The sequence below is a fragment of the Thermocrinis sp. genome (assembly GCF_036781485.1).
Lineage (GTDB): Bacteria > Aquificota > Aquificia > Aquificales > Aquificaceae > Thermocrinis.
Window position 1 is genome coordinate 35348 of record NZ_DAIQAX010000001.1, and the last position, 14044, is coordinate 49391.

Below are 14044 nucleotides of genomic sequence, written 5' to 3' on the forward strand. Positions count from 1 at the left end.
GTAAGGTTATTATTTGCTTTTGGTTGAGGATGATTTTCTGGAATAGGGGCTCTACGAGGGAGTGGAAAGATTGGAGGATGGGGAAAGGGGGAATGGGAAATAGTTTTCCTCCTAAAAAATTATTAACCATTAAGTGAAGAACATTAGCACCATTAGCAAAAGTTGCATTTTCTTCTTGTGTATCTTTAAGAAACAAATAAAGATAATATTTTAGTTCTTGCAGTGTTGGTTCAAGCTTCATACAATCTAACGAGATTACTCCTACATTAAAGTTATTCGGTAAAATAACAATCGCAGGTGCCCCAACAACTTGCCCATCTTGTGTCATATCTGTTAAAGCAATAATTATGTCTCCTTCTTTTACCAGGTGTAATGTTTTTATTTTCTCGCTTTTTATCCATGTGTATTCATTTTTAAATCCACCACCTCTTAAAAAATTATCAAGCGTAATAAAAATATATGCCCCCTCAATATAGTCCTGATACTTTTCAGAGCCTTTATAAGAGATTCCTTTAAAAGTTTTAACCACTTCTCCTAACCTCTTCACTTCCCACCCCTTCGGTATCTCTCTTCCCAACTCCTCATTATAAACAAACTCTCCATCTTTAAACGGCTCAAAATCAATGAACCAACTTTTAAAAATTGCCATTGCTGTTTTTTCCAAAATCTCGTTTTGCTTTTTCTTGTTTTCTATCAGGTCATCAAACCAAGATAAAACGGTGGCAATGCGGGATTGTTCGGGAAGGGGAGGGTAAAACACTAATATATTGTCTTGAATGGATTTATTAATTCCTCCTTGAGCACTCCCAGAAATTGAACTTTCAATTTGTTGTTGCCCTATCTTCGAGAATAAAAAATAAAATAAAAATCTTGAGTTAAACTTTGTTGGGTCAGTTTTAAGCAAAAATACATGTTCATTTACCATTGCTTTTCCTTCAGGAATTTTACTTATAAAAGCAATCTTTCCTATCGTACCATCTTTTACCAACAAAATATCTCCATCCTCTATTTTCCCTTTCTTCAAACTCGTGTAAAAACTTTCTTCAAATCTTAAACAATTTTCAAGTTCTAAACTTCCATCCCAATTTATGTTTTCTCCACCTATACTTAGAATCCCAAATGGATTATGAGCTAAAACTCCACCCTTTGGCCTGTTACCACTTTCTAAACTTTTTAAAATATTCTTTAAACTACTAACCTCCCAATCCTTTGGTATCTCCCCAATCTCCGTTTCTTTAAACTCAGTTTCCCAGCGGAATTTGAACATAGCCCATTACTCCTTCAAGCCCTTTATTCCTTTATTTCCCACCCTAAACTCTTAAATACTTCTTTAATCTTATCCGTTAATTCTTTCTCTTTTCTCAGTAAATCGGAAAGCTCTCTCGAATATTCTTTCATTTTCTCCTCAAAAGGTATATCTTCTTCATCAGTCTTTATCCCGACAAACCTTCCAGGGGTTAACACATACCCGTTTTTAGCAACTTCTTCAATCGTAGCAACCTTTGCAAACCCAATTTCATTAATTTTATCTTCTGGCTCACCGTTTTCAAACATCCTGAATTTTTCAACAATCTTTGCGATATGTTCTTCAGTGAAGATGTTCTGCCTTCTTGAAATCGGTTTGTACATCTTTTTAGCATAGATGAAGAGAATTTTTCCTTTCATGTGCTCGGGCTTTGATTTCCTTAAAAACCATAAAGAAGCAGGCAAAGAGACCGTATAAAACATCTTTGGTGGTGTTGCAACTATTCCATAAATTAAATCGTCCTCAATAATCTTTTTTCTTATCTCTCCCTCTTGATTACCCACTGACAAAGCACCATTTGCCATAACAAAGCCAGCTTTTCCCTGCGGGGCAAGATGGTATATATAGTGTTGTATCCAAACAAAATTGGCATTATTTTCAGGAGGAAGACCATACTTAAACCTTGGATCATTTGGTTTTACTCTATCCCTTCCCCATTCGCTATCATTAAATGGAGGATTTGAAACAACATAATCTGCCCTTAGGTCAAAAAATTTGTCATCATGATAAGAATCTCCCCACCTTATATCTCCCTCAACTCCTCTTATTGCTAAATTCATCTTACATACCTTCCAGACAAACTCCTTTGATTCCTGTCCATAAATGGATAAACTTTCTTTTTCTATACCTTCTTTTTGCAATTTTTCTAATGCTGAAATAAAAAATCCACCTGAACCACAAGCGGGGTCAAATATTCGGCCTTCTTTAACATCTAAAATCTCAACAATAAGCTTAGTTAAAGACCTTGGAGTGTAAAACTCTCCACCCTTTTTTCCTTCTGCTTCAGTAAATTTGCCAAGAAAATATTCGTAAATTCTACCGAATATATCTTTTGCATGGTGGTCTTTACCAAAATGAATTTGAGAAAATAGGTTAATTAAATAGGCAAAGTCATGCATATCAAGGTTGACCCGAGAGTATATCTTAGGTATCACATCTTTTAATTGTTTAGGATATTCGTTTTCTAAGATTTCTATCGCCTGATCAATTATTTCTCCAATGTTTGGCTGATTAGCGTTTTTCTCTATGTAATCCCAGCGTGCTTTTTCTGGAACGTATAAAGTCCCATTAGCTATGTAGAAATCTCTATCTTCACAAATATAAGACCTTAAGCTTTCCGGGAGTTGCTTAGCTTCTCTTTCTTCTATTTCCTTTCTTTTTTCTTCAAAGGCAAAAGAAAGGTATCTCAAAAAAATTAATCCCAAGACTATATACTTGTATTCATGAACCTCTACTTTTTTTCTTAATTTATCGGCTGCCTTCCATAACTTATCTTCAAAAGTTAAATCTTTTTCCTTCATATCTTGCTCCCTAATAAATTTTACCTCATATCTTCTTTACCTACCTAAAAACTTGTATTCTCACCTTCTGTAAAAGGTTGTGGGCAAGTCTTAGACATAGTGTCCCTTTTATTGTGTAAAAATTTTTCCGGGAAAGGCATGGTAGCTCCCAAATTCAATCTCATTAAATCCTCTTAACCTCCTTAAGTTTAACCTCTCATTCATCTCCTTATCAAGTATAATAATCTTTCCACTGATCCTTCATCTGGAAATACCTCTAATAGGTTGTTTTGTTAAAGTTTTAGTTTTTTCTTTCACGGTAGCTTTCCCTCTTTTCTGGTAGTTTTGGTTATTAAGCATTGGGGAAGCTACCATACTCTTCCCTTTCCCTCAAGACTTTACACAATTAAGTTCCTAATCTACCGTGTGGAGTTGAAAGGGTGGAGATGAAAGAATACTGAAAGATTTAAGCCTTTGGTGCCCTGTAAAAGAAGCTAACAGCCCTTGCACCTATGAGGGACACTATCCCAAAAGACCAAAAGAACACATCCATTCCAGATAGCTTCCCTTCAAAGAGATGTAGCATGAACTCCCTTATAACAAAAGCTATTAGTACTTCTAAGAGTATATCCACTCTAAACCTTTCGTGCTCAAAAAAGTCTATAAAAGCCCTTATAAGTTCAAGCACTACGATCAAAGAAAGCACGTTGGTGACCAACTCCTTAAAACCCAACCTAACGGTAGCTTCTGTGAAGGTAAGACCAAGTTCTGAGATGGTTCTGAATATTCCTACAAAAAGGCCAATTATTAGAACTATTATGGTTATATTAAAAGCCAGTCTAATGAACTGCTTATATATTTTGGACACAAAGCCTTGAACCATCTCCAGGGGTTTATATTTTAATATCTTAAGTGGAGATGCAAAAAACCTTAGAGGATGTGCGGAGGAGTTTCTAAAGATCCTTTACTCCTTCTGGGACGTTCCACACAGTTATGTTGCCCTTTACGATAGAGAAAACAATATTTTGAGGATTGTAAAGTCTTTTGGTTTAAGTAAAGAAGAGAGAGCAGGAGAAAAGAGAGTGGGAAGAGGAAAAGAGAATACTAACAGAAGCTCTTTCCTAAAACTTAGGGGAGAATTTAGAGAGGACCTATTTTACAGAATAAACGTATTTCCCATACATGTGCCGCCGTTGAGGGAAAGAAAGGAAGACATCCCTTTGCTTGTGGAACACTTCCTATCTCCGAAAAAGACCTACCTACTTATCTCTTTCTGGAAGGAGGTAGAGAAAAGCCCAAAAATCTACCAGGGTTTATATATGTAAAGTCCAGAGCGGCAAAGCTTTTGGGACTTACCCTAAGGCAGTTGGATTATAGAAAATAAATTGCCAAGCAGAGTAGAGTTTATGCTGTATTCCTCTTTCCAAGCCAAAGCCTCTTCTTCTATGCCTTCCTCCTTTAATTCGTCCCAGTAAAGTCTGGCCCACTCCTCCACCATGCTTTTATCCACCTCAATGTGAAATTGCAAACCCACAGCTTTGCCATAAACAAAGGCTTGATTTTCGTATTTTTCGGAGGCATATATCCTTGTGGCATCCGCTGGCAAGTCAAAGGTGTCTCCGTGCCACTGAAAAACTTTCAAGCTTTTGGGAAAATCCTCACCCAATTTCCTTGCCCCTCTCCCCCTATAAACCCTTGAACCAGGCGCCTTGGCAAGCATCTGACAACCCAAGCATATGCCTACGATGGGAACTTCAAGCTTCAAAGCCTCCTCTAAAATCCTAAACTCTTCGTATGCACCCATGTATCCACCCAAGACCACAAGAAGGGCATACTCTTCCAAAGGTCTGGACAAAACCTCCCCCTTTGCGGTATCCAAGTAATCCACCTAAAAGCCCATGCCTTTTAGGATGGGCTCCACAACTCCTAAGTGTTCCGCCAAAACGTGTCTTATAGCTAAGGCTTTCATCATTATTTAAAACACCAAGCCTAACTCTAAACCCACTCTCGTTTGGGACTTTTCCCCATTGTTCGTAAATAGCTATGCGGTTGCCATGATAATCCATGCGGTGTCGCCGGTATCAAGCTTTGGCGCTTGCTCTTGAGCAAAGGCTAAACTGGAGGCAAACAGTAGTATAATACTTATTACGCTACGCATCTGTGCTCCTCCTTTGCCCAGCCTTGGGGGCTGGGCGGTTTTTTATTTAAATATCAAAATAAAGTTCAAATTCCTTTGGATGGGGGATGAACCTCATTTCGTCTATCTCTTTGCGCTTGGCTTCTATCCAAGTTTGCAGTAGGTCCTCTGTAAATACCCCACCTTTCAGAAGGAACTCATAATCATTCTCCAGAGCTCGAAGGGCTTCCTCCAAAGAGCCGGGAAGTTGGGGAATGTCCTTTAGCTCTTCCGGTGGTAAGGAGTATATGTCCTTGTCAAAGGGCTCCCCTGGATGGATGCGGTTTTCTATACCGTCTATGGCTGCCATCAAGATGGCCGCAAAGGCTAAGTATGGGTTGCAGGTAGGATCTGGGAACCTTATTTCTATTCTCTTCGCCTTTGGAGATTGGGAATACATGGGGATCCTTATTGCTGCAGAGCGGTTTCTTGCAGAGTAGGCAAGCCTCACAGGCGCCTCAAAGCCGGGCACGAGCCTATGGTAGGAGTTGATGGTAGGGTTAGTAAAGGCTGTTAGTGCTGGTCCGTGCTTTAGAATACCCCCTATGGCGTAAAGACAAAGCTCAGAAACTCCTGCATACTCGGAGCCGGCGAAAAGGTTTTGTCCTTCCTTCCATATAGAAAAGTGGGTGTGCATACCTGAGCCGTTGTCGTTTGGAAGAACCTTAGGCATAAAGGTGGCAAACTTTCCGTATTTGTGGGCAACCATCCTAACCACGTATTTGTAAATAAAAAGCTTGTCTGCTTGGTTTAGTAATGAATCGTAGCGAATGTCTATCTCTCCCTGTCCTGCAGTGGCGACCTCGTGATGGTGGAGTTCTACCACAATTCCAAGCTGGGACATTATGGACACCATCTCATTCCTAAGGTCGTGAGTTTTGTCTATGGGCGGCACTGGGAAGTAGCCCCTTTTGTGAGGTATTTTGTAGCCCGATGAGCTTACCTCTCTGTTCCACCAACCTTCCTCTGAATCTATCTTCCAGAAGGCATAGTTAGCGGAGGTGCCAAATTCAACGGAATCAAAGATGAAAAACTCAGCCTCTGGTCCATAATAGGCGGTATCACCTATACCAGTTTGTCTTAGATACTGCTCTGCCTTTTGGGCTATGTAGCGTGTGTCCCTTCCATAACGCTCCCTTGTTATAGGATCGTATATATCGCATATCATCACCAAAGTTTTGGGTTCCATAAATGGGTCTATGAAAGCGGTGGCTGGGTCTGGCAAAGCGATCATGTCCGATTCGTGTATAGACTGCCAGCCTCTTATGGAAGAGCCATCAAAACCCCTACCTTCCTCAAAGGTAGAGATGGACAACTCGTAGGCTGGTATGGTTAAGTGTTGCCACTGACCAAAAAGGTCAGAAAACCTAAGGTCCACGTATTGAACCCCTTCCTGTTCAACAAGGCTAAGCACCTCTTCCGGCGAATACTTAGGCATAGTTTAACCTCCTTATAAAAAGTTTTATATTGCTTGCTCACCTCTTTCTCCAGTCCTTATCCTTATAACGTCCTCAATGGGAATAACAAATATCTTCCCATCTCCCACCCTTCCAGTCTGCGCAGTTTTCATGATGGTTTCCACCACCTTTTCCACGTCCTCGTCTTTTACCACCACCTCAATCTTTACCTTGGGCAAAAAGTCTATGACGTATTCTGTCCCTCTGTAGATTTCTGTATGTCCCTTTTGCTGACCAAAGCCCCTGACCTCTGTAACAGTCATACCCCCTATGCCTATTTCTACGAGGGCATCCTTAACTTCATCCAGCTTAAAGGGCTTGATAATAGCTTCCACCTTTTTCATATGAAAACCTCCTACAAGTTTTCTTGCAAAAAACGTGCCAACTTGACACAATTTGCATATTCTTATTTTAAAGCCCCTGAGCCGATTGATGGAAAAATCATCTAAGGTAAAATTGCTTACATTTTTGTAAGTATGCAAACAAATCCATGGTATCAAGAAAGAGCATCACAAGCACACCAAAGAGAAAACTTAAAGTAGTGTAAAAACCGCTACCCTCTGAATATGCCTCCGGAAAGACTTCCTTCACTGTTACGTATAGCATGGCACCACCACCGAAGCCTAAGCCTACCGCGAGCGTTTGCATAAAGCCTTTCATGAACAAAAAGCCCGCAAGAGAGAAAATTCCTTCAACCAAGCCACTGAAAAATCCTAACATTATGGCTGTGCTCATAGCACCCGTCAGGGCATAGATAGGAAGACTAACCACTAAACCCTCCGGTATGTCCTGGATAGATATGGCAAAAGCAGTTATAAGCCCTTCTTTGCTTGAGTAAGCAGTAGATATACCCACGCTCAAACCTTCTGGTATGTTGTGGATTATTACTCCAATAACCAAGAGCGTGAGCCTTTTCATTCTTAGTTTTAAAAGGCCCTCTTGACCCATAAAAGCGTGCTCGTGAGGAAACAGCCTTTCTATAAAACCCATAAAAACGAATCCAAGGACTATACCTAAAGCAGTCTTAAAAAAACCACCTGTCTCAACACCTGGTAGTATAAGACTGGTAAAGCTGGCAGTTAGCATAACTCCCCCTGCAAAGGCTAGGGCTTCATTTATGTAAGAAAAGGGCTTTTTCCTTAGTAGGATTAACATGCTACCTACGGTCGTCCCCACCACAAGCAAAAAAGAGTTTATGAGTATGTCCATCACAAGAGCTGGGAGAGTTTAAAAAGGGAGTATAGCTCAAGACCTTCTTTGTTTATGTTTTCCTCTCCCCCTTCCTGCCTATCAACTATGGCAAAAACACCTATAACCTCTAACCCTTCCCTTCTACAGGCCTGCACCGCCTTCAAAGAAGAACCTCCCGTGGTTACCACATCTTCCACCACCGCCACTCTATCACCCTTTTTTAAAAGCCCTTCCACTTGCCTGCCCATGCCGTGTTCTTTTGGTTCTTTTCTGACCACGAAGGGTTTTATGGGATAACCATCCATATAAGAAACAAAAGATACCGCGTAGGCTATTGGGTCAGCACCAAGGGTTAAACCACCTACGCCGTCTGGTCCAAATTCTCTGATAAGCTCATACATAAGCTTGCCGATTAGGTATTCTCCCTCTGGATCAAAAGTTAGCTGCTTTAGGTCTATGTAATACCTGCTTAGCTTTCCAGAAGACAGCTTAAATATGGGCTCGTCAGCTACCTTAAGACAACGCTCAATTATCAAACTCCTTAGCCTTTCAATCAGCATTGGTTTTTAGCTTTTTCTTTGCATACTCCATAAGACCACCTGCCTTCAGTATAGCCTGCAACTCCTCTGGAAACTTGGTAGCCTTATACTCTTTGCCTGTTGTAAGATTCTTTATGGTTCCACTTTCCAAATCCACTTCTATTTCGTCTCCATGGCTTATCTCATCCACCGCTTCGGGCGCCTCTGCTATGGGAAGTCCGATGTTTATAGCATTTCTAAAAAAGATCCTCGCAAAGGATTTTGCCACTACCACGGGTACCCCAGCGTACTTTATGGCTATTGGTGCGTGTTCTCTGGAAGAGCCAGAGCCAAAGTTTCTACCAGCCACTATTATGTCCCCTGGCTTGTGATCTTTTGCAAAGTTTGGATGTTCTGAGTCTTCCATTGCGTGCTGAGCCAGTTCGTAAGGATCCGAAGTATTCAGGTATCTGGCAGGTATTATCTGATCTGTATCTACGTTATCTGAAAATTTCCAAACCTTACCCCTAAAACGCATGATGCTTATTTTAACACCTCTTTAAAACAATTTTCCTTCCATTCTTTTCAAAGTGAAATTCTAAAATGTAATCGCACAGGCTTAGATCCTTTGCCCATTCTATTACTACGATCCCCTCTCCCAAAAAAAACTCCACATCAAAGTTATCCACTCTGTAAAGATCCACGTGTATGAGCTTACCTTTTTTAGTAGGATACTCATTAACTATGGTAAAGGTAGGGCTTCTGACCTGATAACCTTCTTCTATGCCCAAACCTTGAGCAAGACCCTTTACAAAGGTGGTTTTTCCCGAGCCCAGGTCCCCAATAAGACAGATCACCTCTTTGCCTTTCAGCCTTTTGGCAAAGTTTTTCCCAAGCGCTATTGTATCCTCTTCGCTTTTACACATTATCTCGAATGCTTCATTGTTCATAATGTTTTAACATCTCTCCAATAAACATACTTTTGAGTTTGGAATCAATATTTTGAATACTTAGCAAGTGCACGCCCCTCAGCTTTTCGTGTATAGATTGGGTGTGATCTTCTTGTTTAGCCTCTTCGTCTTGATCCTCTGAAACAGAAATATCCTCTATGGAAGGAACTATTAAACAAACGTTTTCTGCATTAAGCAAATAGCCTTTTCTGAGGAGCTTGTAATGTGTATCTTCCAAACTTTGGAACCTAATACCCGTCTTTATTTCAAAAAGAAAAGAAGTTCTTTCATGAATAAGAACAAGGTCTGCTTCGTTCTTAGCACCTGATACAGAGAAGGAGAAGTTTTTCAACACAATTGCGTTAGGAAAAGGACATATTTTCATTATCTGGTCTGCTACAGCAAACTCAAACCACCCTCCGGTAAGGAAGGTTGCATCAAGAACCTGGCCCACTTTTATCATCCTATCTGTGTAATCTACGTTTATTAGGATGCCTAACGAAGCCAACTGTTTTAGCTGATTTACAAAGGATTCTGCAAGCTTGTCCTCTACGGCTTCTGGAACCTGAAACTCAATATTTAATGAAGACGATTTGAGAGCTTTCTTCATGCTTCTGTAAAGTTCTCTTATCCTCGGGTAGTTTGAGTATATAAACCTCGTAAAGTTATACATAGGGGTATTAGACCTGTTTTCTGTAAGAACCTGAAAGCTGATAGGATTTATATTTCTATGCCTCAGGGTTTGTAGGTAGGACCAAAGAGCTGGGTTGCTTAGTTCAACAGGTGTATTTTCTAGTTCCACATACAGACTATCACTCCTTTTATCTAACCTCTTTATCACATATGGAAAATTTTTCTCTCTGTCCATGTTAGGCTATTTTACAAAAATTTGAGAATATCTGAGACAAAACTTTGTATGGGTTTTTCTCTTCTGTCTCCCATACAAACACACCAGCTTTGCTCAGCACCAGCTTGGCGTCCTGCCCCTCTGGATGATGCCCACTAACCAGTATGTTTATATTATGCTTTACCACTTCCTTGGAAATTTCCAACTCATCCTCCGGAAGGTTTTTTATAAAACTACTATTGCCGTTGCAAAATATCAGAAGATGCCGTGTCTCATCAAATTTAGAAGAAACTTCCTTTTCGGAGTTTAGAAGGATTCCGATCTTTGGTGTGCAACCTTCCGCCGGCTCGTAGTGTATAAAAACCATCTCAAGCTCATTAATTTCTTCTTTTAGCCTATTTTCCAATTCATCAACCAAAGAATGCATCCTTTCAAAGTTCATACCAGAAAGGGTTATAGTTATGTCTGCAAAAAGCCTACCTCCAGAAGATCTAACAAAGAGATTTTTTATTTCAACCACATCCTCAAAACTGAGTATTATCTCCCTTATTTTCTGAAGAGTTTCTTCGTCTGCAGATACGTCAAGGAGAACGTTCATTTCCTTTTTAAGTATCCCAACCGCAGTCCAAACTATAAGCAGACCAACTGCCAAAGCAAAGTATCTGTCTAACTGATATCCCACATAAGCGCTAAGAAAGCTCATGAGCACCAAAGAAGAGCCCAGGGCATCGGTAAGGGTATGGTAAGAGTCCGCAAGAAGGGTGGGTGAGTTATACTTTTTTGCAGCCCTTCTTTCAAGAAAAGAAAGAATCAAGGAGCTAAAAAGAGAAAACACTACCACGCCCATACCAAAAAACCAACCTTCTTCCTTTATGCTTAGCTTTTCAGTAAGCGCCCTTTTTATTATCTCGTAAGCTGCCAATAGCAAGAAAACACCTATGATAAAAGAGCCTACGTTTTCAAGCTTATAAAGACCGTAAGGGAAACGGGCAGTTTTCTTGCTTGAGAATTTAAGGGTTAAATAAGCAACAATAGACGCAAAAGAGTCCGAAAGGGAATGTATAGCCTCTCCTATAAGAGACAGACTTCCGGACAATATACCCCCTATTAGCTTCAAGAAGGTTTGGACCAGATTTACAGAAAGTGAAAGCAAAGCCCAATGTTCCTTTTTCATCTTACAAACGCGCTTTTACAACCTTGATAGCTACCTCTTTTTTCTAAGACTTCGTTTATGGCTTTGATAACCTCTGATTTCTTTTTGTAGGTGCAATAATCCGGCGCAATCAACCTATCCTCCTCCACTTCTCCAGTAAGCCTGTGTATTACTACGTTTGGAGGAAGTATTTCTATTATATCTGCGGCTCTTTCTGCATATTCTTCCAAAGTTAAGACCTTGAACTCTCCATTTAAATACTGCTGTGCCATCTTAGTTCCCTTTATTATGTGCAGAGGGTGAATTTTAACTCCGTCTATCGATAAAGCGCTCAAGAGTTTTCCAGTTTCCAGCATGTCTTCTTTGTCTTCAAAGGGAAGCCCAAGGATGATGTGGGCACAAACTTTTAAGTTTCTCCTTTTTGTCCTTAAAACCGCATCCACAAAGTCAGAAACTCCGTGAGCCCTGTTTATGAACCTAAGGGTTTTGAAGTTGGCAGATTGAAGCCCATACTCTATCCAAACCTCCAAGCCCTTTTCTGTATAGCTCTCCAAAAGGTCAAGGACCCACTCAGGAGCACAGTCGGGTCTTGTACCCACATCTATTCCCACCACCTCGTCAAATTCCAAAGCAGTGTCGTAGATAGACTTTAGATAATCCTTCTCTCCGTAAGTGTTTGAATAGGACTGATAATAGACAAAGAACAGAATATTTCTACCGTATCTTTCCTTTGCCCTACGTATACCTTCTTCTATCTGAGTTTTTAAAGGCACGGAGGGGCTCAGGTGAGCGGGTCTTGTGCCAGAAAAGCAATAGGTGCATCCTCCGTAAGCTTTTGTCCCATCTATGTTAGGACAGGTAAAGGGCAAAGACACAGTTATCTTTTGGACCCTTCTGCCATACTTTCCCTTTAAATAGTCTCTTAAAGAGTAATAGGCAAATTTTTCCTTGAGCATACAAAATAATTTAAAAACTCAGAAAGCGTTTTGCTATGAACTTTTATGGGTGATGAGGCTCCATATGAGAAAGGCCACCGGCTCTGGAACTATTACGGTTTTTCTGTTTGCAGTTTTACTCAAAATATCATAAAGTTCTGTCCTTACAACTGCATCCCCGGTTAGTTCAAAAAGAACATCTATCGCATCCTCAAGGGAGCTTAACATATCCCTCGCGTCTCTGTAGTAAGCTATTCCATTTTCTTTTGCCTTTTTTACGCTTTCTAAGTCCTCTCTTGGCTCTGCAACTGCGATGATCTTTACGTTGTCAGTATTAACACTGAGCAAAGCATCAAGGAACTGACTACCCACCTTACCGAGACCAGCTATACCTACGTTTATGCGTCTCATTTTGTTCCCCAGATTTAAAGTGGCCCAGGGCGGACTCGAACCGCCGACACCCCGGTTTTCAGCCGGGTGCTCTACCAACTGAGCTACCGGGCCTTTCAGTTAAAATTATAACACATGATAAGAATTAGCACTCCTTTAACGGATGAGATAGTAGAAAGCTTAAGGGCCGGGGATAAGGTTTTGATAAACGGTGTTATATACACAGCCAGGGATGCAGCACACAAAAGGATGGTTGAAAGTTTGGAAAAGGGAGAGCCACCACCCTTTGACCTCAAAGGTCAAATAATCTACTATGTTGGACCAACCCCACCAAAACCTGGGCAGGTAATAGGCTCTGCAGGACCCACCACAGCCATAAGGATGGACAAATACGTAGAGCCACTTTTAAAGCTTGGGCTAAAGGGTATGATAGGAAAAGGATACAGAAGTCCTCAGGTTAGGGAGCTTTTGGTTAAATACAAAGCAGTATACTTTGCGGCGGTAGGAGGAGTAGCTACACTTCTTGCGAGAGCTATAAAATCTTCAGAAGTTATAGCCTACGAAGACCTTGGCACGGAAGCTATAAGAAAGCTCGTGGTGGAAGACTTTCCTGTGATAGTGGCAAACGACATATACGGTGGAGATATATTTGAGGAAGGTAGAAAGAAATTTGCGAGGATAGACCTATGAGACAGCTTATCATCATCGGCGGAGGACCTGCTGGCATATCAGCTTCTATATATGCTGCCAGGAAAAAGATGGATTTTCTATTAATTACAAAGGATGTGGGCGGACAGGTAATAAAAGCCGGCAACATTGAAAACTACCTTGGTTATGCAATAGTAGATGGGATCATCTTTGTGGAAAAAATGATGGAGCACATGAAAAAGATGGAGGTAGAACCCATAATAGACGAGGTGGTGGATGTTAGAAAAATTGATGGGGGCTTTGAGGTTATAACTGCCTCTGGGCAGGCTTATTCTACAAAAACCATACTCTTCTGCACTGGAGCGGAACATAGGCGCTTAAACATACCCGGAGAAAGGGAATACACTGGAAGGGGCGTTTCTTACTGTTATACCTGTGATGCACCTTTCTTTAAAGACAAAAGCGTGGCTGTAGTGGGGGGTGGAAACTCTGGGTTTGAGGCAGCAGAACAGCTCCTAAACTACGCAAAAAGTATCTACCTTCTGGAAATATCAAACAATTTTAGAGCTGATGAAATTTTAAAAGAGAAAGTTCTCAAAGACAGAAGAGTTACACCCTTGCTAAGACATAGAGTTTTAGAAGCAAAGGGAGATGGGCTTTTCTTAAAAGCTATCGTAGTAGAAAATCTGGAGACAAAACAAAAATATGAGTTAGAAGTGGAGGGGCTTTTTGTGGAAATTGGACTTGAGCCAAACACGAAGCTTGCAGAAAAGCTTGGAGTTATGCTAACAAGCAAGGGTGAGATAATCATAGATTGCAACAATAGGACTTCTGAAAGGGGCATATACGCTGCGGGCGACTGCACAAACATCTTTGCAAAACAGATAATTACCGCAGCTGGTGATGGCGCAAAGGCTCTGCTTTCAATATACCATGACCTGACCTACGGCATAAGCTCATGGATATAGCTGTGT

Annotated in this window: 17 protein-coding genes and 1 tRNA gene; 3 read left to right on the forward strand and 15 right to left on the reverse strand. The window is 40.8% G+C overall.

Features of this window, described 5'->3' with window-relative positions; translation table 11 throughout:
- The 3 genes from V7P40_RS00205 to V7P40_RS00215 form a co-directional block, all read right to left on the reverse strand.
- Positions 1-1267: restriction endonuclease subunit S (locus V7P40_RS00205; protein WP_333783957.1), on the reverse strand; the 1267-nt coding region annotated here is incomplete at its 3' end.
- A 23-nt stretch (positions 1268-1290) separates the two neighbouring features.
- Entirely contained in the window at positions 1291-2826 is a 1536-nt protein-coding gene (locus V7P40_RS00210) for an N-6 DNA methylase (protein ID WP_333783958.1), read from the reverse strand.
- 445 nt (positions 2827-3271) lie between these two features.
- Positions 3272-3688, reverse strand: a complete 417-nt coding sequence (locus tag V7P40_RS00215; protein WP_333783959.1) for a phosphate-starvation-inducible PsiE family protein — start codon at positions 3686-3688, stop codon at positions 3272-3274.
- 142 nt (positions 3689-3830) lie between these two features.
- Here V7P40_RS00215 and V7P40_RS00220 point away from each other — a divergent pair, with 142 nt between their 5' ends.
- Positions 3831-4130 (forward strand): hypothetical protein, encoded by a 300-nt coding sequence (locus tag V7P40_RS00220; protein WP_333784216.1) that lies wholly within the window; start codon positions 3831-3833, stop codon positions 4128-4130.
- A gap of 32 nt (positions 4131-4162) precedes the next feature.
- Here V7P40_RS00220 and V7P40_RS00225 read toward each other — a convergent pair whose 3' ends face one another.
- The 12 genes from V7P40_RS00225 to V7P40_RS00280 all read right to left on the reverse strand — a co-directional run bounded on the left by V7P40_RS00225 (position 4163) and on the right by V7P40_RS00280 (position 12536).
- Positions 4163-4693 (reverse strand): type 1 glutamine amidotransferase, encoded by a 531-nt coding sequence (locus V7P40_RS00225; RefSeq protein ID WP_333783960.1) that lies wholly within the window; start codon positions 4691-4693, stop codon positions 4163-4165.
- Between the two features lie 316 nt (positions 4694-5009).
- The gene (gene glnA, locus V7P40_RS00230) at positions 5010-6419 is read right to left on the reverse strand and encodes a type I glutamate--ammonia ligase (protein ID WP_333783961.1); all 1410 of its coding nucleotides are present in this window, start codon (positions 6417-6419) and stop codon (positions 5010-5012) included.
- Positions 6420-6443: 24 nt separating this feature from the next.
- Positions 6444-6782, reverse strand: coding sequence for a nitrogen regulator P-II GlnB (gene glnB, locus V7P40_RS00235; RefSeq protein ID WP_333783962.1), 339 nt, complete (start codon positions 6780-6782; stop codon positions 6444-6446).
- Between the two features lie 97 nt (positions 6783-6879).
- A complete protein-coding gene (locus V7P40_RS00240) occupies positions 6880-7647 on the reverse strand; it encodes a ZIP family metal transporter (protein ID WP_333783963.1) in 768 nt (255 codons plus the stop codon).
- The gene (pyrE, locus tag V7P40_RS00245; RefSeq protein ID WP_333783964.1) at positions 7647-8189 is read right to left on the reverse strand and encodes an orotate phosphoribosyltransferase; all 543 of its coding nucleotides are present in this window, start codon (positions 8187-8189) and stop codon (positions 7647-7649) included. The genes V7P40_RS00240 and pyrE overlap by 1 nt, the downstream gene beginning before the upstream one ends.
- Positions 8179-8685, reverse strand: a complete 507-nt coding sequence (gene leuD, locus V7P40_RS00250) for a 3-isopropylmalate dehydratase small subunit (RefSeq protein ID WP_333783965.1) — start codon at positions 8683-8685, stop codon at positions 8179-8181. The genes pyrE and leuD overlap by 11 nt, the downstream gene beginning before the upstream one ends.
- Positions 8686-8695: 10 nt before the next feature.
- Positions 8696-9097, reverse strand: a complete 402-nt coding sequence (gene tsaE / locus V7P40_RS00255) for a tRNA (adenosine(37)-N6)-threonylcarbamoyltransferase complex ATPase subunit type 1 TsaE (protein WP_333783966.1) — start codon at positions 9095-9097, stop codon at positions 8696-8698.
- A complete protein-coding gene (locus V7P40_RS00260) occupies positions 9087-9965 on the reverse strand; it encodes a nuclease-related domain-containing protein (protein ID WP_333783967.1) in 879 nt (292 codons plus the stop codon). The genes tsaE and V7P40_RS00260 overlap by 11 nt, the downstream gene beginning before the upstream one ends.
- Position 9966: 1 nt before the next feature.
- Positions 9967-11118 (reverse strand): cation diffusion facilitator family transporter, encoded by a 1152-nt coding sequence (locus tag V7P40_RS00265; protein WP_333783968.1) that lies wholly within the window; start codon positions 11116-11118, stop codon positions 9967-9969.
- Positions 11115-12053: a TIGR01212 family radical SAM protein gene (locus V7P40_RS00270; protein WP_333783969.1), complete on the reverse strand. Its 939-nt coding sequence runs from the start codon at positions 12051-12053 to the stop codon at positions 11115-11117. The genes V7P40_RS00265 and V7P40_RS00270 overlap by 4 nt, the downstream gene beginning before the upstream one ends.
- Before the next feature lie 33 nt (positions 12054-12086).
- Positions 12087-12443, reverse strand: coding sequence for a serine kinase (locus V7P40_RS00275; protein ID WP_333783970.1), 357 nt, complete (start codon positions 12441-12443; stop codon positions 12087-12089).
- 20 nt (positions 12444-12463) lie between these two features.
- A tRNA-Phe gene (locus V7P40_RS00280) sits at positions 12464-12536 on the reverse strand.
- A gap of 21 nt (positions 12537-12557) precedes the next feature.
- On the opposite strand from V7P40_RS00280, the gene V7P40_RS00285 reads away from it, so the two are divergent.
- Both V7P40_RS00285 and V7P40_RS00290 read left to right on the forward strand, forming a co-directional pair.
- Positions 12558-13112 (forward strand): Fe-S-containing hydro-lyase, encoded by a 555-nt coding sequence (locus V7P40_RS00285; protein ID WP_333783971.1) that lies wholly within the window; start codon positions 12558-12560, stop codon positions 13110-13112.
- Positions 13109-14038: an FAD-dependent oxidoreductase gene (locus V7P40_RS00290; protein ID WP_333783972.1), complete on the forward strand. Its 930-nt coding sequence runs from the start codon at positions 13109-13111 to the stop codon at positions 14036-14038. The genes V7P40_RS00285 and V7P40_RS00290 overlap by 4 nt, the downstream gene beginning before the upstream one ends.
- Positions 14039-14044 lie beyond the last annotated feature (6 nt).